Origin of the sequence: Kibdelosporangium philippinense, assembly GCF_021390435.2 — a bacterium.
Taxonomy (GTDB): Bacteria; Actinomycetota; Actinomycetes; order Mycobacteriales; family Pseudonocardiaceae; genus Kibdelosporangium; species Kibdelosporangium philippinense.
Genome location: NZ_JAJVCN010000004.1, coordinates 1,011,489 through 1,026,523 on the forward strand (window position 1 = coordinate 1,011,489; position 15,035 = coordinate 1,026,523).

Below are 15,035 nucleotides of genomic sequence, written 5' to 3' on the forward strand. Positions count from 1 at the left end.
GTGCGGTGATGACCGAACAACAGACGCAGAACTGGATTCCCGACGAGGTCGACACCTCGGTGCCGAGCATGGCGCGGACCTATGACTTCCTGTTGGGTGGTGCGCACAACTTCGCGGTCGACCGGATGGTCGCCGAACAGGCGGAAAAGGCGATGCCTGGCGCGGCGAAGATCGCCCGGCTCAATCGCGCGTTCCTCGGCAGGGCAGTGCGTTTCCTGATCGAAGAAGGCATAACGCAGTTCCTCGACATCGGTTCCGGTATTCCGACGGTCGGAAACGTGCACGTGGTCGCGCAACACGCGAACCCGGAAGCCCGCGTGTTGTATGTGGACAAAGACCCGATCGCGGTGGCACACAGTGAATTGATGCTCGGCAACAACGACAATGCGGATGTCCTGCGGGCGGACATGCGCGACCCGGAGAGCATCGTGAACAGCTCGCAGGCCCGGCGGTTGCTCGATTTCGACAAGCCGATCGGGATGCTGCTGGTGATGATGATCCACTGGGTGCCGGACGCGGACGACCCGTGGTCGCTGATCGCGCGCTACCGCGAGGCATTGCCCGCGGGCAGCTATGTGGCGCTTTCGCACGTGACCGCCGAGACGCGGGAAGACCAGGTCACCGAGGTGCAGGGAAAGATCCGCGAGTCACGCAGCGCGGACCAGCTGACCCCGCGGACCTACGACCAGGTGCTGCGGATGTTCGACGGATTCGAGCTGGTCGAGCCCGGTCTGGTCGGCTGCGGCCTGTGGCACCCGCGTGGCCCCGGCGACATCGCCGACAACCCAGAGCTCAACCAGCAAGTTTATGCGGGCGTAGGAAGGAAGCTGTAGCTCTCGGAACCGGCGCGGTGGCTGGGTCGTTAGGCGCTCGTGGAGAACGCGCTGGCGTTGAGCGGCCCAGCGGCTGTGTTGCTGCTGATCCTGGTCGGCTCATGGGAGCTGATCAGGAAGAAGCGGCGTAAACAGAGCGGAACGCCGCTGGCCGAGACGTACATCAACGAGTTCACCGCGGTGTTCTACGGCTCGAAGCGGATGCAGCTGGAACACCGCGACTCGGTGGCGATCTTGCGTGAAGAGGACGCACAAGGTGCCCCGCCGTCCGCGGTGGACTTGGCCAAGGGCACCGTCGTGGTCCCGGTCAGCTGGACGGAACGATCTGCGAACCCAGCGGAACAAGGGAAATCGGGATCATCTTGAAGTTCGCGATGCCAAGCGGAATCCCGATGATGGTCAGGCACAGCAGGAACCCGGTGACCAGGTGGCCGAGCGCAAGCCACCAGCCCGCGAAGATGAACCAGATCACGTTGCCGATCACTGACATGGCGCCAGCTTCGCGCCGCTGTTCGATTGTGCGCCCGAACGGCCACAGCGCGTAGTTCGCGATCCGGAACGACGCCAGCCCGAACGGGATCGTGATGATCAGGATGCAGCACACGATCCCGGCGACCACGTAGCCGACGGCCATCCAGAAGCCGCAAAGCACCAGCCAGATGACGTTGAGCAGCGTTTTCATGACACCAGTCTGGCATGAGGTTTCGGTGAGCCCGTGATTCGGCTGCCCTGGTCGGTGAGAGCTAGGGCCGCATCGGGCTCTTAGTCCGTTCGGGTGTGTTATCAGACCGGTGTGGGTGCGGCCGTAACAACGCTTCCGGTGTTTCCGTCAACAGAATGTGGAAAGGGCACGGAGTGGCAGGCGGGCATTCCGCTTCCTGCTAGTGGGGACAAGCATCGCAACCGCGGTCGCGGCGGTGGTGATGGCCTACTTTGTCGAGACGCGATACCCCAGCTCGTCTACCGACCCGCCCGCACAGACCGTGGGAACCAGGCCACCGGCAACCGAGCCCACGGAAGGCCAGCCGTCCGCGCCACAAACTGCCGGGTCACCCAAACCGACCAGGCCGCCCACATCGTCGACTGGCTCGCCGCCCTTACTCACCGACTTCATGGCCGACTGCGAGCGAGGCGTCGAGAAATGGAAGCTGGGCCAGGTCGTCTACCCCAAGACCTTCGCCATGGAGCTGGGCGTATCCGCGGTCTACGTCGCCGCGGTCGACATCCGCGACATCCCGGCGCCACCCTCACAACTGGTCTCCGCGCCCGAAGTACGCAGCGAGGCCATCGCGGTGAAATGCGTGCTCAGTGCCCGGATCGTGGTTGACCCGTCGATGCAGGTGGACAATCCCAACTGGGTTTCCCGCCAGTTCAACCCCGTTGGTTCGCTGAACTGGTCGTGGCACGTCAGCGCGACCCAACCGGGCAGTCGCGAACTGAGGCTTGAGCTGCAACCGGCCGTCGTTGACCGGAGTGGCCTGCAGCTGGCAACGGGATCGGCGTGGGAAACAAGCACGTTTGTCACCAAGGTCGAGGTGAACGCCTCGGCGCCACAACGGTTCGGCCAGTGGTGGTCGGACAACTGGCCGGTGCTCCTGCTTGTGGCAGGGGGCATCGGCGCAGCTGTCCTCGGTTTCGTGAAATGGACGGGCAGACTCGGCAAAGAAGTGCGCTCGGCCCGCAAGTCCTGGCGCAACCACTAGTGGCTCGTCTCAAATCGTTGACCAGGTAATCGAGCCTCCAGGCGGTCCATAATAGACGGTCAATCGCCACATGCGTCACACCTGCCACACCTACCACACCTGTGCCCCATGTTGATGCCGTGAAGGTCACCTTGACGGCGTTGAACGCACCGAATCTTCCCCTCGCGCAGGCCTACCGCCCGCACGGCGCCGCAGGACACCAGGGTGACCGCGGCCATGACGGCCTCCGCGCTGTGTCACCAGGGAAACGTGCAGGTCACCGACCTGAACACCGGTCCAACGACGCCCGATCACCACTCCTGAAACTCCTGGCACTGGCGTGAGACGCCCCTCGCGAACAGACGCGAGCGTGACCAATACGGGACAACGCAGAAGGCGACTCTCCACCGAGGACATGCCGCATCCGGGGCCACTCGGACCACCTCGGATCGATCCTCGCTAGCGGACACCGGCTCCGCCGAATAAACGCGGCAACCTTACGGGACACACCACTAGCTGAACGCCGCCGCGTTTTCCCGCACCCATTGGGCGAAAGGCCTTGCGGGCTTGCCGGTCACGAGTTCCACGGTCGGCTGGGGGACGGTTGCTTCCTCGACCGGATTCTCCATCAGGTCAAGGAAGAACGCGACATACTCCTCGGAATAGCCGCATCCGCGCCACTTGGCTATCGCTTCCTCTTTGGTCATCTCGATGTACGTGATCTCACGCCCGAGAACCTGGCTGATGATGCGGACCTTTTCCCCGTGGGTCAACGACTCCGGCCCGGTCACCATGTACTGCTTGCCGGAGTGACCCGAACGGGTCAGCGCGGCCGCGGCGACGGCCGCGATGTCGGCGTCGTGCACCATCGCGCTTCGGAAGGAGCCAAAGCCTTCCCTGGCAACACCTTCGGTACGGATCGAGTCCGCCCAGTCAAGCGCGTTGGACATGAACTCGCCCGGCGCGAGCGCTGTCCATTCCAGACCGCTGGCCTCGACCGCTTCCTCCAGCGGGCTCTTGGTCAACTCGCCTTTGAGGACGGTCACCCGGCTCGTGCCCGCTGCCTTGGCCACAGCCATGATCTCGTCGCCATTGGTCAATGGTGAACCGTCGACCCCGTTGAAGTTGATCATGTGAGCGGTCATCACGCCGTCGAAGGCCGCTGTAAGGCTTGCCGCGTCAGTCAATTCGCCCTTGACCGCCTCCACTGAGGATGGCAGGTTCGCCGACGCGGGGTCGCGGGTCAGCGCACGAACACCGTGTCCATCCGCAAGTAGTTGTGCCACAAGGGGTCGGCCGACGTTGCCGGTCGCGCCGGTTACCAAAATCGTCATGAACGAGACAATATTGACGATTTCGGCCAAGGCGCGTCCTCAATTGGGATGACACGGTCAACCTGTCGTCAAAAGGCTCAAAGGTCGCGGCGTGTTCCTGGACGACGTCCGGTTCGGCGAACTCGTCAAGCATTTCCCTGACATGTCACAGCGCGGCCTGTGCGCCTACTCCGCCAAGAAGGACCACATCGCCGTCAGCATCGACGGCCTGCCCTGGGTGCCGCTGCCGTTGCCGCCGCTCACCCGCTCGTGATGTTGACCATCCAGTTGATCCCGAACTTGTCCACCAGCGAGCCGAACTCGTCGCCCCACATCTGCTTCTCCAGCGGCACGGTGACCGTGCCGCCCTCGGCGAGCGCCTCGAAGTAGCCGCGCAGGTCGTCGGCGTCGTCGCCGCTGAGGCTGACGGTGATGTTGGTGCCCGGGTTGTAGTTCATGCCGGGCGGGGTGTCGGACGCCATCAGGGTGTAGCCCTTCGGCGTCTCCAGTTGGCCGTGCATGATCTGGTTTTCCTGCGGCGTGCCCGCCATGCCGAACTCACCGAACGTGTTCAGCACGAGTTCTCCGCCGAGCACGCTCGCGTAGAATTCCATCGCCTGCCGGGCGTCGCCGTTGTAGCTGATGTACGGGTTGAGTCTCGAAGCCACCGGATCTCTCCTTCGCAACGGGGAAGAAGGTCAGCATCGTCGCACTTGGCGGCGCCTGCGGCAACCAAACTGGACTACGATCTCGCGGCAAAACTGGACCTCGGATGTGGACAAGTTCCGGATAGCGTCAGTGTCATGACAGAGCGAATCCAAACCACGATGGGTGTCCCGAAAGCCTTCAACCATCTGCTTGGGATGAGCCAGGCGGTCGAGCAGGCCGGTATCGAGGCTGGCGTGGACCAGTTGCTGCTCGAACTGATCAAGATTCGCGCGTCGCAGCTCAACGGGTGCGCCTACTGCCTGGACATGCACACCCGTGACTCGATCAAGCATGGCGAGAACACGCGCAGGCTGTTCGTGCTCGACGCCTGGCGCGAGACGGACCTGTTCACCGAGGAGGAACGGGTCGCCCTTGAGCTGACCGAGGTGATGACCCGGCTGGCTGACACGCGCGAGGTCTCCGACGAGCTGTACCAGCGCGCGATGAAGGTCTTCAACGAGGCGCAGTACCAGGCCGTCATCTGGCTCACGGTCGTCATCAATTCATTCAACCGGGTGAACGTGCCCGGTCGTCCGAACCTGCCTGAGGAGGCAGCTTGAGCACGTCAGCCTTGCGGGCACTGCACGTGCCCGGAACTCCGTTGATCTTGCCGAACGTCTGGGACGCCGCATCGGCGAAACTCGTCGAACAGGCCGGATTCCCGGTCGTGGCAACGGGTTCCGCCGCCGTCGCGGAGTCCCTCGGGTACCCCGACCACCATGGCACGCCGGTCGAGACGGCATTCGCGGCGTTCGCCCGGATCACCCGTGCCGTGTCGGTCCCGGTGACCATCGACGTCGAAGGCGGCTACGGCCTGCCCGAGGCGGTCTTGGGCACGCGGCTGTCCGATATCGGCGCGGTGGGCTGCAACTTCGAGGACACCGACTTCGAGAACGGCGGTCTCGTCGAGGCCAACAAACAGGCGGACCGGATCGCGGCACTGAAAGGCGCGTTCTCTGAGCTGGTTGTCAACGCCAGGGTCGACGTGTTCATCACCGCGCAGGACCAGAAAGCCGTGCTGGACGAGGGAATCGAGCGGGCGCGGGCGTACCTGGCCGCGGGCGCTGACTGCGTCTTCCCGATCTTGATCCGCGATACCGAGGTGCTGAGGACGTTCACGGAAGCTGTCGCTCCGGCCGCGGTCAACACGGTCTACCTGCCCAACGGCCCGGACTTCGCGGGACTCGCGCAGCTGGGGGTTGCGCGGATCTCCCTCGGCCCTGGCCTGTTCCACTTCGTGAAGACACAGCTGCAGGAGAAGCTGACGCAGATCGCGGCAGGAGAACGCCCTTACTGATCGGGGTGGCGCTTTCGGGTCACGGCAGGCATTGTTGGGTGAGCGGCCAGCAGTGCCTGGTTACCTCTTCCGGGGCATACGTACTCCGATCGTGGGGCATACGTATTTCGCACAATTGCGGGACACGCTGGTCATCCAGGACCGTTGAACCTCGCGCAACCAGCGGAGGTGGCCCTCGATGTACGCCGTGCCCGACCGGCCAACGGTTGACTCGACCTTGGGCGAACGGGTGGGGGTACGCCGAAGGCAACAAGGCCTGTCCCGCCGGGCCGTCGCCAACCTCGTCGGACGCAGCGAGGAGTGGCTGCGCCAGGTCGAACGCGGCCAGCGCAAGCTCGACAGCATCGAAGTGCTCACGCATCTGGCCCGCGTGCTGCACATCGACGATCTGACCGAGTTCCTGGGCTGGCGCGACGACGAGACCGCCCGCAACGAGCCGAACTGCGGACCGCTGACTGAGCGGTTGCGTGACGTGTTGATGCAACCGCTCTTCATGGCCGAGCCCGTGCGGACCCCGCCGGTGCCACGGCTGTGCATGGAACTGGACCATCTGCTGGCCACGTGGTGTGAGTCGGCGCGCCGGTACACCGTGGTCGCCAACCTGCTGCCCTGCCTGCTCAAACGGCTTCGCGGGGTTTCGAAATCGGGGGAGCAGTCGCCGGAGCTGGCCGCCGCGCTCACCCAGGCATACGGTCTGGCCTGCGCTTTCGCCGCCCGGATGAACGATCACCACCTGGCGTGGATCGCCGCTGACCTGTGCATGGACGTCGCGGTCGAATCCGGGGACCCGGTGCTGATCGGCGCGGCAGCGGTGCATCGAACCGCTTGCATGCGGGCCATGGGGTACCTGCCGCAGGCTCGTGAGTTCGCTCAGGAGTCGGCGAACCGGCTGCAGACCGACCGCGAGGAAGTGATCAAGGGCGCGTTGTTGCTGCAGGCCGCCGAGGCCGCGGCGGCCGACAACGAGCCCGACGAGGCCTTCGCGCTGCACGCGCAGGCCAGGGCGATCGCCGACCAGCGGGAGAAGGACGACATCGTCGCGTCCATCTACTTTGGACCCACCGAGGTCGGGATCAGGGAAGTCGGCCTGCTTGTCCGCCTTGGCAGGCTGGACAAGGCGTTGCGGCTGGCCCGGACCGTGTCGATGCCGACAGAAGCACCGCACGGCACGCAGATCCGGCACCTGGTCACGATGGCGTTCGCGTACACGCGCACGCGGGACGACGTCGCCGCGGTGTTCGCGCTGAACCGGGTCGCCGCGATCGCGCCCGCTGACCTGCGCTTCGACCCGTTGGCCCGGCAAGCCATCCGTGGCCTGACCAAACGCGGCCACGTCCTCGTCGCGGAAGATCTTGCGAAGCTCAGTTCGGAGGCTTGCCTGGCGTAGCCCGGATGGCGGATGAGGTTCACTCGGTCGGGTATTCCCGGCGCGGGTAGCATCCACACGACCTGACCAGGACGTGGAATGCGGTGAGTGACCTGTCCGACCTGACGAGCTTTGTAGGACGGCAGGCCGAAGTTGACCAGGCCGGCCGGCAACTCTCCGTCAGCAGGCTTGTCACGTTGACCGGACCGGGTGGCGCGGGTAAGACACGGCTGGCGACGCGACTCGCTCAAGACTACGTGGACGACGCGCGTTTCATCGCGCTGGATTCCTTGCGCGACCCCGGATTGCTCGCGCAGACCGTCGCCGCGGAACTGGGTCTGCGGGACGTTCCCGACGAACCGACCAGCCGAGTCGTCGAGTTCCTCAAGGACAAGTCGCTCCTGCTCGTGCTCGACAACTGCGAGCACATGGTGCAGGCCTGCGGAACACTCGTCGGCAAGATCCTCGACGCGGCACCTGACGTCCGCATTCTTGCCACGAGCAGGCATGTTCTCGGCGTCGGCGGCGAACAGTTGCTGCCGGTCAACCCATTGCCTGTGCCCCAGGTACGTAACGGCAAGCTGGTTGGTGACTCCTCGGCGGTGACGTTGTTCGCCGATCGTGCCGCCGCTGCCGCACCAGGGTTCGAAGTCACCGAGGACAACCAGGAAACCGTCGTCAAGATCTGCGAACGCCTTGACGGCATGCCGCTCGCGATCGAGCTGGCCGTGGTGTGGCTGCGGGTGCTGTCGCTGAAGGAACTGCTGGCGCGCCTTGACGATCGCTTCCGGCTGCTGTCGCGGGGTGAACAGACCAAACCAGCCCGTCACCAGACGCTCGGTGCGACCGTCGACTGGAGTTACGAGCTGTGCTCGCCTGAGGAACAGGCGCTGTGGTCACGTCTTTCGGTGTTCGACGGCGGTTTCACCCTCGCCGCCGCCGAGGCCGTGACCGCGTTCGACAGCTTCGAGATCCTGTCGCTGATCGCGGGCCTGCTGGACAAGTCTGTGCTGATCAGGGACACGGCGGCGATGTCGCGCGCTACCGGATGCTGGAAACCATCCGGCAGTACGGCCTGGACCGGCTGCGCCAAACCGGCCAGGAGAACGAGTTCCGTGCCCGCCACAGCCGATACTTCCTCGAATTCGGCCGCTCGGTCGCCTCGGAATGGTTCGGGCACAAGCAATTCGAGCTGGTCGCGGAAACCCGCCGGGAACACGCGAACCTGCGCTCGGCCTTGGATTTCGGCCTGTCCGACGGCGACGGGCTGACCGGCGCGTGGCTGGCGGTGAGCCTGCACTTCTATTGGCTGAACTGCGGGTTCTTCGGTGAAGGACGCCGGTGGCTCGATCGGGTGCTCGCCCTTGCCCTACCGGATGACGTGCGGGTTCACGCGTTGTGGATCAACGCGTATGCCACGGCAGGGCTCGGCGAAGGACCGGCCGCCATCCGAATGGGCGAGCAGGCAGTCGAGTTGGCGCGGAAACTGGGCGACGAGGAACTGATGTCGTTGGCCTTGTATGCCCGCGCGACCACGGCACTCGTGACCGGTGATTATCCGACGGCTGACGCGTGCTACGGCGAAAGCGTCGAATGCTACAACCGCGTTGAAAACCCTGGCGCACGGTTGTTCCCGCCTTATGCCGCGCGGGGCATGACCGCGGCTTTCTGCATGGATGCCAAGCGTGCCCTGGAATTGGGGGAGCTGGGAATCCAGTATTCGGCGCCACGCGGGGAACAATGGGCGCGAGCGTACGCGCATTACGCCCTCGCGATGGCTAAATGGATGCTCGGCGACTTGGACGCGTGCATGCTCCAGGCGGCCGACAGCATCAAATTGCACTTGCGGTTCAATGACTTGAGCGGGTTCGTGATGGTCGCCGAACTACTCGCCGCGATCGCACTGGCCAACCAGCAAACCGAGCGCGCCGCCGGAATTCTCGGTGTGGTGGAACGGGTCTGGATGGAGGTCGGCGGTTCGCTGCTTGCCGGATCCCAGCCGTGGCTGGTCCCGCACCAGGCCTGTGAACAGCAGCTGCGCAAGATCATGGGCGACGACCGGTATGTCGAGGCTTTCACGATCGGCACAGGCAACGGCGTTTCATTGTCGTCCGCGGCCGAATACGTTCTGTCCGGTCGTGACCGCAGTGGCCCGTTGACCAAACGGGAACTGCAAGTCGCCGATCTGGTCGCACAAGGCGCCACGAACAAGGAGATCGCCGGGCGTCTCAACATTTCCCGCCGTACCGCCGAAGTCCACGTCGATCACATTCTGCGCAAGCTCAAGTTCGCCTCGCGCGCCCAGATCGCCGCGTGGGTCGCGGAAAAGAACTAAGATAATCGCCTTCCGCCCAAGGCAGCAGGCGTCGTTCGAGCCAGACCAGCCCGTAGAACAACACGATGCTCATGACCGCGAGCAACGCCATCGCCGCGAACGCCAACGAAGTATCGGCGCTGGCACCGGATTGGACGATCACGTAACCAAGGCCCGCCTTGGCGCCGACGAATTCCCCGATCACCGCACCGATCACGGCGAGTGAGATCGCCACCTTCATCCCGACGAACACCTGGGGCATGGCGTAGCGCAGCCGGAGTTTGAAGAATTCCTGCGAGCGGGAGCAGTCCATCGAGCGCAGTAGTTCGACCAACTCGGCTGGTGTCGACTTCATCCCGGACGCTGTGGAGATCACGATCGGGAAGAAGCAGACAAGGAACACCATGATCACCTTGGGCGCCATGTCGAAGCCAAGCCATACCACCAGGATCGGCGCGATCGCGATCTTCGGCACCGCGTTCACCGCGAGCAGCAACGGGTAGATCATCCGCTCGAGGATCTTCGACGACACGATCAGCAGTGCGATCGGCACTCCGGCGATCAGCGACAGCAGGAACCCCTGGACGGTCTCCCACAGCGTGACGCCCGCCTGATCGAGCAGGAACCCTTGCTGTGCAATGTAAGCGTCGAAGACATCCTTTGGGCTCGGCACAAGGTAGGTTTCGATCGAGAACACGACCGTGGCCAGCCACCACAGCCCGATCACCACAGCGAGGCCGGCAATCGGCAGGACTATTTTCATGCTGGCGCCAACAGGTCGTGCAGTTCGTTGCTGATCCTGGCGACGTCAGCCGCGTGCGCGTTGCGGCCGAGCGTGCGTGGCCGTGGAATGTCCACAGGGACGATCCGGTGGATCCGGCCTGGCCGCGGCGTCATGACCGCGACCCGGTCGGAAAGCAGCACGGCCTCGTCGATCGAATGTGTGACGAACACGATCGTGGCCTGGTGATCCAGCTGGATCCGTTGCAGCAGCTCGGAAAGCTCGGTCCGCGTCAACGCGTCCAACGCGGAGAAGGGCTCATCCATCAGCAGCACCTTCGGACTCTGAATGAGCGACCGGCACAGTGACACCCGTTGCCGCATGCCCCCGGAAAGCTCGTGCGGGAGACGCCTTTCAAACCCTTCCAGGCCAACCGATCTGAGCAGCTCGTGCGCCCGGTCGGGGTAGCCGCGCCGGTTCAAGCCGAAGATCTCGACCGGAAGCATCACATTGGACAGTACGGAACGCCACGGCAGCAAAGCGGGTTGCTGGAACATGAACGACACGTCCCTGCGCGGCTTGGCAACCGGTTCGCCTTGGACAGTGACGGTTCCCTCGGCAGGTTCGAGCAACCCGGCGATGATCCGCAGCAGTGTGGACTTGCCGCAGCCGGATCGCCCGATCAGCGTCACGAACTCGTTGGCCGCTATCGACAGATCGATACCGGCGAGCGCCTCGACCTCGCCGAAGGTGTGGCGCACCCCAGCGATCTCGATCATGGCGTGGCCACGAGATCCTTGGACGTCACCGAGTTCTCCGGGATCGCGCCCGCCTCGACCAGCAGCTGGATCGTCTTGGCCACCCGGAACTCGTCCGAGCGGCCGACCGGCCCGTCGGTCGGCCGGACATAAGGCAGCATCAACGCGACCTCGGCGGCCGCGGCCGCCGCGTCCTGAGTCGGCTGGTATTTCTTCAAGATCTGCCCGGACTCCTCCGGGTGCTCAATGGAGTACGCGAGGCCTTTCAGCAATGCTCCACGGAATCGCTCCACCAGTTGGGGATTCTTGGTCGGCAGGTCTTTCTTGGTAACCAGCGCGTTGCCATAAAGATCGGGAAGGACATCGCCATACGGCAGCGCGCTGGCTTTCCGGCCCTGCGCGGCCTTCTCGATCAGCGGGACACCGACGACGAACTGGCCGATCCCGTCGACCTGGCCCGCAGCGAGCAACTGCGGCAGGGCAGGCGGCTGGGACGGCACGAACTCGACCTTGGTGTGATCGATCCCGGCTTGCTTGGCGTACACCGGGAACATCAGCTGGTTGGTCGATCCCGGCTGGTCACCGATGCGTTTGCCGACCAGGTCGGCGGGTGTCTTGATGCCTTTGTCAGTCAACGAGACGATCGCCGCCAGTGACTTCTGGTGGATCATCGCCACCGTCGTGACCGGCAGTTTCTCCTTCGCGACTGTGATCGCGGTTGCGGTGAAGTCGCCGACGCCGAAGTCCGCGCGCCCGCTCGCGACCAGTTTGAGCACGTCGACGGTCGCGGTGCCCGGGTTGATCGTGACGTCGAGATTGGCCTCCTTGAAGTAGCCCTTCTCTTGCGCCACATAGGCGTACGCGTCACGGCCGAACGTGCTGAACGACGTCAGGTACGTGACTTCGTCGGCGTTGCCGCCACCGGCTGGCTCCGTGCCCGGAGTCGAGCACGCGGTCAACGCTGCCACTGCCATTGCTGCCAGGAGGTGTTTCCGCATCGGCGCTCCCCATCGGCGTCGTCGTGAAATCCTGACCATATCGGTTCCGGGTTGCCCGATCAGCCACATCGTGCCGGGTTTATCGGGCATTGCGGCAAGCGGCGGCTTCTTTTCTGGAAAAACCGGATAGATTGATGCCGTTTCTTTGGCAGCGGGCCGGAAGAAGAGGTCATGATTCCAAGAAGATCGCCGCGCGGGCTGGCCGTGGCCACGCTTGTCGCCGGGCTCGTCCTTGCCGGTACGGCCGTCCCCGCGCTGGCGGCGGATACAAACCTAGCGGTAGGCAGGTCGATCACGGCATCGTCTGTGATCGGAAACTTCGCCGCCACCAAAGCCAACGACGACGACCCAACGTCCTACTGGGAAGCCGCACCGGATACATACCCCAATACCCTGACGGTCTCGTTGGGCGCCAACGCGGACATCACCTCGATCGGCCTGCGCCTCAACCCCGCGCCTGAATGGGGCCCGCGGACGCAGACCGTCGAGGTCCTCGGTCGTGAGCAGTCGTCGTCGGCCTTCACGAGCTTGGTCGCGTCCACCGGCTATACCTTCGACCCGGCCACAGGCAACCGCGTCGACATCCCTGTTTCGGCGAAGGTCGCCGACGTCCAGCTGCGGATCACTGGAAACACGGGCGGTTCGGGCGGTCAGATCGCCGAGTTCCAGGTGTTCGGTACGCCCGCGCCAAACCCCGACTTGACCGTCACGGGCGTGACGGCGCCTGCTACCTCGGAGGACTCGCCGGTCACGGCCACGGCGACGGTCGCCAACGTCGGGCCGCTGGCCTCTGACCGCCCCACGAACGTCACGTTCTACGTGGACGGTGCCAAGGTCGCCACAAGCCAGGTCGGCCCACTCGCCGCCGGAGCTTCGGTGCCCGTGTCGGCTTCCTTGGGCCGCTTCGACGCCGGGGCGCGGCAGCTTTCGGCCCGTGTCGACGAGGCCACGCAGATCTTCGAGGAGAACGAGCAGAACAACTCCTCCTCGGCCGTGGCGCTTGTCGTCACCCCGGTTCGCAGCGCGGACCTCGTCGCCGATGTCCGGTGGGAGTCTTCGTCGCTCACCGCGGTCATCCGTAACCAGGGAACCGTGCCGACCGCAGGGATCGTTCAGCCCATCGTGGTGACGGTGGAGGAGGCGTACACGGGCAAGCGTTCTGGGACCTTCTTCGGGATTTCTGTCGGTCGCCTCGCCCCGGGTGCTTCTTCCCAGGTTTCGGTGGGTAAGTGGCATCCGCGCTCGGATGGCAAGTACATCGTGCGGTCGACGGTCTCTGTCGACTCAGCCGAGGTTCCCATCAAACGCGCCAACAACGTCTCGGCGCGGGACGTGTTCGTCGGTTGTGGTTCGGCGATGCCTTACGACACTTACGAAGCCGAGGACGCTGCCCTTGGCGGCGGTGCTGCGGTCGTTGGTCCCAACCGGACAATCGGCGACCTCGCGGGCGAGGCTTCCGGCCGTAAAGCCGTGACCTTGAACAAGGTTGGCAGCTCGGTCGAGTTCACCACTCGTAAGCCAACCAATACCTTGGTCACCCGGTTCTCACTGCCTGACGCACCTGCTGGCGGCGGCATGGACTCGTCGCTTGACGTGTATGTGAACGGCAAGTTCCTCAAGCCGATCCCGTTGACCTCGCAGTACACCTGGCTCTACGGCCCCGAGACCTGGCCGGTCAACGACCCGGCGGCGGGCCCGCCACGGCACATCTACGACGAAGCCAACCTGCTCCTCGGGGTCAACGTCCCGGCCGGAAGCAAGATCAAGCTGGTCAACTCCAGGGCCGTATCGACTGCCGTGGACTTCGTCAGCGTCGAACAGGTCGCGCCCGTCGCCAACCCGGACCCCGCCCGGTTCGTCACCCCGACCGGTTTCACCCACGACGACGTCCAGTCCGCTGTGGACAAGGTCCGCACGGACATCACGGGCGCTTTGCAGGGTGTCTACCTGCCCGAAGGCTCCTACACCAACCCCACGAAGCTCAAGATCGCCGGGACTGCGATGAAGGTGATCGGCGCGGGCCCATGGTTCACCCGCTTCCACGCACCGGCCACTCAGGACAACACGGACGCGGGCTTCGACGTCGCGCCATCCGCGAGCGGCTCGACGTTCACGGGGTTCTCGTACTTCGGCAACTACAAGACCCGGATCGACGGACCGGGAAAGGTTTTCGACCTGACCGGAGTGTCCGGACTGACGTTCGACAACCTGTGGATAGAGCACACGGTCGTCGGGATCTGGGGCTCGAACGTCCACCAGACGACAGTGCGGAACTCTCGTTTCCGCAACACTTTCGCGGATGCGGTGAACCTGACGAACGGAAGCTCGGACAACCACGTCATCAACAACGAAGCCCGGACAACGGGAGATGACAGCTTCGCCTTGTGGGCGGCGACGGACATCTTCGACGGCGACCAGAAGAACAACCTTTTCGAACACCTGACCGCGATCCTGCCGTGGCGCGCGGCGGGAATAGCGGTCTACGGCGGCCAAGCCAACATGTTCAAGAACATCTACATCGCCGACACCCTGGCCGGAACCGGTGCGACGATCAGCTCGCTGAGCTTCGCCGCCCCGATGCGTGACTTCGGCCCAGCACATACCGTGGTCAGCGATGTGACGATCGTCCGAGCGGGCGGCCACTTCTTCGGCGCGCAGACGTTCCCGGCCCTCTGGCTTTTCTCGGCGACGAACAAGTTCCAAGCGATCCGAGTGTCCAACATAGACATAGTTGATCCGACGTACAGCGGAATCATGTTCCAGTCGAACTACGTGAACGGTCAGCTGGTCAACCGGATCCAGGACACGGAGTTGCGCAACATCACGATCACCGGAGCCCGTAAGTCCGGTGACGAGTTCGACGCGAAGTCCGGCTTCGGACTGTGGGCCAACGAGTTCCCCGAACCAGGCCAAGGCCCGGCGGTCGGCGAAGTCACGTTCCACGGCCTGAAGCTGAAGGGAAACCACACGGACATCCGAAACACGACCTCTACCTTCACAATCCACGGGGTATAGCGCGTCCCATGGTTTGTCGTGAGTGGTTAT

At 64.3% G+C, this 15,035-nt stretch carries 16 protein-coding genes; 10 read left to right on the forward strand and 6 right to left on the reverse strand.

What is annotated here, in order from left to right; all coding sequences use genetic code 11:
- Positions 1–8: 8 nt before the first annotated feature.
- A complete protein-coding gene (locus LWC34_RS47610; protein WP_233732224.1) occupies positions 9–833 on the forward strand; it encodes an SAM-dependent methyltransferase in 825 nt (274 codons plus the stop codon).
- A 39-nt stretch (positions 834–872) separates the two neighbouring features.
- Positions 873–1,199, forward strand: a complete 327-nt coding sequence (locus tag LWC34_RS47615; protein WP_233732229.1) for a DUF6191 domain-containing protein — start codon at positions 873–875, stop codon at positions 1,197–1,199.
- On the opposite strand, the gene LWC34_RS47620 is transcribed toward LWC34_RS47615, so the two are convergent.
- Positions 1,141–1,515 (reverse strand): YccF domain-containing protein, encoded by a 375-nt coding sequence (locus LWC34_RS47620; RefSeq protein ID WP_233732231.1) that lies wholly within the window; start codon positions 1,513–1,515, stop codon positions 1,141–1,143. The genes LWC34_RS47615 and LWC34_RS47620 overlap by 59 nt on opposite strands.
- A 202-nt stretch (positions 1,516–1,717) precedes the next feature.
- Between LWC34_RS47620 and LWC34_RS47625 the strand changes: the two genes are divergently transcribed.
- Positions 1,718–2,536 (forward strand): hypothetical protein, encoded by an 819-nt coding sequence (locus tag LWC34_RS47625; protein ID WP_233732237.1) that lies wholly within the window; start codon positions 1,718–1,720, stop codon positions 2,534–2,536.
- A 491-nt stretch (positions 2,537–3,027) separates the two neighbouring features.
- Here LWC34_RS47625 and LWC34_RS47630 read toward each other — a convergent pair whose 3' ends face one another.
- Positions 3,028–3,849 carry an NAD(P)H-binding protein gene (locus LWC34_RS47630; protein ID WP_233732239.1) on the reverse strand — a complete coding sequence of 274 codons (822 nt, stop codon included), beginning with the start codon at positions 3,847–3,849 and terminating at the stop codon, positions 3,028–3,030.
- Between the two features lie 91 nt (positions 3,850–3,940).
- Here LWC34_RS47630 and LWC34_RS47635 point away from each other — a divergent pair, with 91 nt between their 5' ends.
- Positions 3,941–4,102 (forward strand): hypothetical protein, encoded by a 162-nt coding sequence (locus LWC34_RS47635; RefSeq protein WP_233732240.1) that lies wholly within the window; start codon positions 3,941–3,943, stop codon positions 4,100–4,102.
- Here LWC34_RS47635 and LWC34_RS47640 read toward each other — a convergent pair.
- Positions 4,089–4,496 carry a VOC family protein gene (locus LWC34_RS47640; RefSeq protein ID WP_233732241.1) on the reverse strand — a complete coding sequence of 136 codons (408 nt, stop codon included), beginning with the start codon at positions 4,494–4,496 and terminating at the stop codon, positions 4,089–4,091. The genes LWC34_RS47635 and LWC34_RS47640 overlap by 14 nt on opposite strands.
- Before the next feature lie 135 nt (positions 4,497–4,631).
- Between LWC34_RS47640 and LWC34_RS47645 the strand changes: the two genes are divergently transcribed.
- From LWC34_RS47645 to LWC34_RS47665, 5 genes are all read left to right on the forward strand, one after another.
- Positions 4,632–5,096: a carboxymuconolactone decarboxylase family protein gene (locus LWC34_RS47645; RefSeq protein ID WP_233732243.1), complete on the forward strand. Its 465-nt coding sequence runs from the start codon at positions 4,632–4,634 to the stop codon at positions 5,094–5,096.
- Positions 5,093–5,833 carry an isocitrate lyase/PEP mutase family protein gene (locus LWC34_RS47650; protein ID WP_233732244.1) on the forward strand — a complete coding sequence of 247 codons (741 nt, stop codon included), beginning with the start codon at positions 5,093–5,095 and terminating at the stop codon, positions 5,831–5,833. Before LWC34_RS47645 ends, LWC34_RS47650 begins: the two co-directional genes overlap by 4 nt.
- A gap of 178 nt (positions 5,834–6,011) precedes the next feature.
- Positions 6,012–7,220 (forward strand): helix-turn-helix domain-containing protein, encoded by a 1,209-nt coding sequence (locus LWC34_RS47655; RefSeq protein ID WP_233732253.1) that lies wholly within the window; start codon positions 6,012–6,014, stop codon positions 7,218–7,220.
- An 83-nt stretch (positions 7,221–7,303) separates the two neighbouring features.
- The gene (locus tag LWC34_RS47660) at positions 7,304–8,470 is read left to right on the forward strand and encodes an ATP-binding protein (protein WP_233732255.1); all 1,167 of its coding nucleotides are present in this window, start codon (positions 7,304–7,306) and stop codon (positions 8,468–8,470) included.
- 776 nt (positions 8,471–9,246) lie between these two features.
- Positions 9,247–9,534 carry a response regulator transcription factor gene (locus LWC34_RS47665; RefSeq protein ID WP_233734105.1) on the forward strand — a complete coding sequence of 96 codons (288 nt, stop codon included), beginning with the start codon at positions 9,247–9,249 and terminating at the stop codon, positions 9,532–9,534.
- Here the strand turns inward: LWC34_RS47665 and LWC34_RS47670 are convergent.
- From LWC34_RS47670 to LWC34_RS47680, 3 genes are read right to left on the reverse strand one after another with little or no spacing between them, the layout of a single operon-like run.
- Positions 9,482–10,276, reverse strand: coding sequence for an ABC transporter permease (locus LWC34_RS47670; RefSeq protein ID WP_233732256.1), 795 nt, complete (start codon positions 10,274–10,276; stop codon positions 9,482–9,484). The genes LWC34_RS47665 and LWC34_RS47670 overlap by 53 nt on opposite strands.
- Entirely contained in the window at positions 10,273–11,013 is a 741-nt protein-coding gene (locus LWC34_RS47675) for an ABC transporter ATP-binding protein (protein ID WP_233732257.1), read from the reverse strand. The genes LWC34_RS47670 and LWC34_RS47675 overlap by 4 nt, the downstream gene beginning before the upstream one ends.
- Complete coding sequence (locus LWC34_RS47680; protein WP_233732260.1) at positions 11,010–11,990, reverse strand: ABC transporter substrate-binding protein; 981 nt, start codon at positions 11,988–11,990, stop codon at positions 11,010–11,012. The genes LWC34_RS47675 and LWC34_RS47680 overlap by 4 nt, the downstream gene beginning before the upstream one ends.
- 171 nt (positions 11,991–12,161) lie before the next feature.
- Between LWC34_RS47680 and LWC34_RS47685 the strand changes: the two genes are divergently transcribed.
- A complete protein-coding gene (locus tag LWC34_RS47685) occupies positions 12,162–15,005 on the forward strand; it encodes a CARDB domain-containing protein (protein WP_233732266.1) in 2,844 nt (947 codons plus the stop codon).
- Positions 15,006–15,035: the final 30 nt, after the last annotated feature.

Bases quoted from the DNA above. Each gene is read 5' to 3' on its own strand.
- LWC34_RS47610 (WP_233732224.1), top strand. From the start codon at position 9: ATGACCGAACAACAGACGCAGAACTGGATTCCCGACGAGGTCGACACC.
- LWC34_RS47620 (WP_233732231.1), bottom strand. From the start codon at position 1,515: ATGAAAACGCTGCTCAACGTCATCTGGCTGGTGCTTTGCGGCTTCTGG.
- LWC34_RS47630 (WP_233732239.1), bottom strand. From the start codon at position 3,849: ATGACGATTTTGGTAACCGGCGCGACCGGCAACGTCGGCCGACCCCTT.
- LWC34_RS47645 (WP_233732243.1), top strand. From the start codon at position 4,632: ATGACAGAGCGAATCCAAACCACGATGGGTGTCCCGAAAGCCTTCAAC.
- LWC34_RS47655 (WP_233732253.1), top strand. From the start codon at position 6,012: ATGTACGCCGTGCCCGACCGGCCAACGGTTGACTCGACCTTGGGCGAA.
- LWC34_RS47665 (WP_233734105.1), top strand. From the start codon at position 9,247: ATGGGCGACGACCGGTATGTCGAGGCTTTCACGATCGGCACAGGCAAC.
- LWC34_RS47670 (WP_233732256.1), bottom strand. From the start codon at position 10,276: ATGAAAATAGTCCTGCCGATTGCCGGCCTCGCTGTGGTGATCGGGCTG.
- LWC34_RS47675 (WP_233732257.1), bottom strand. From the start codon at position 11,013: ATGATCGAGATCGCTGGGGTGCGCCACACCTTCGGCGAGGTCGAGGCG.
- LWC34_RS47680 (WP_233732260.1), bottom strand. From the start codon at position 11,990: ATGCGGAAACACCTCCTGGCAGCAATGGCAGTGGCAGCGTTGACCGCG.
- LWC34_RS47685 (WP_233732266.1), top strand. From the start codon at position 12,162: ATGATTCCAAGAAGATCGCCGCGCGGGCTGGCCGTGGCCACGCTTGTC.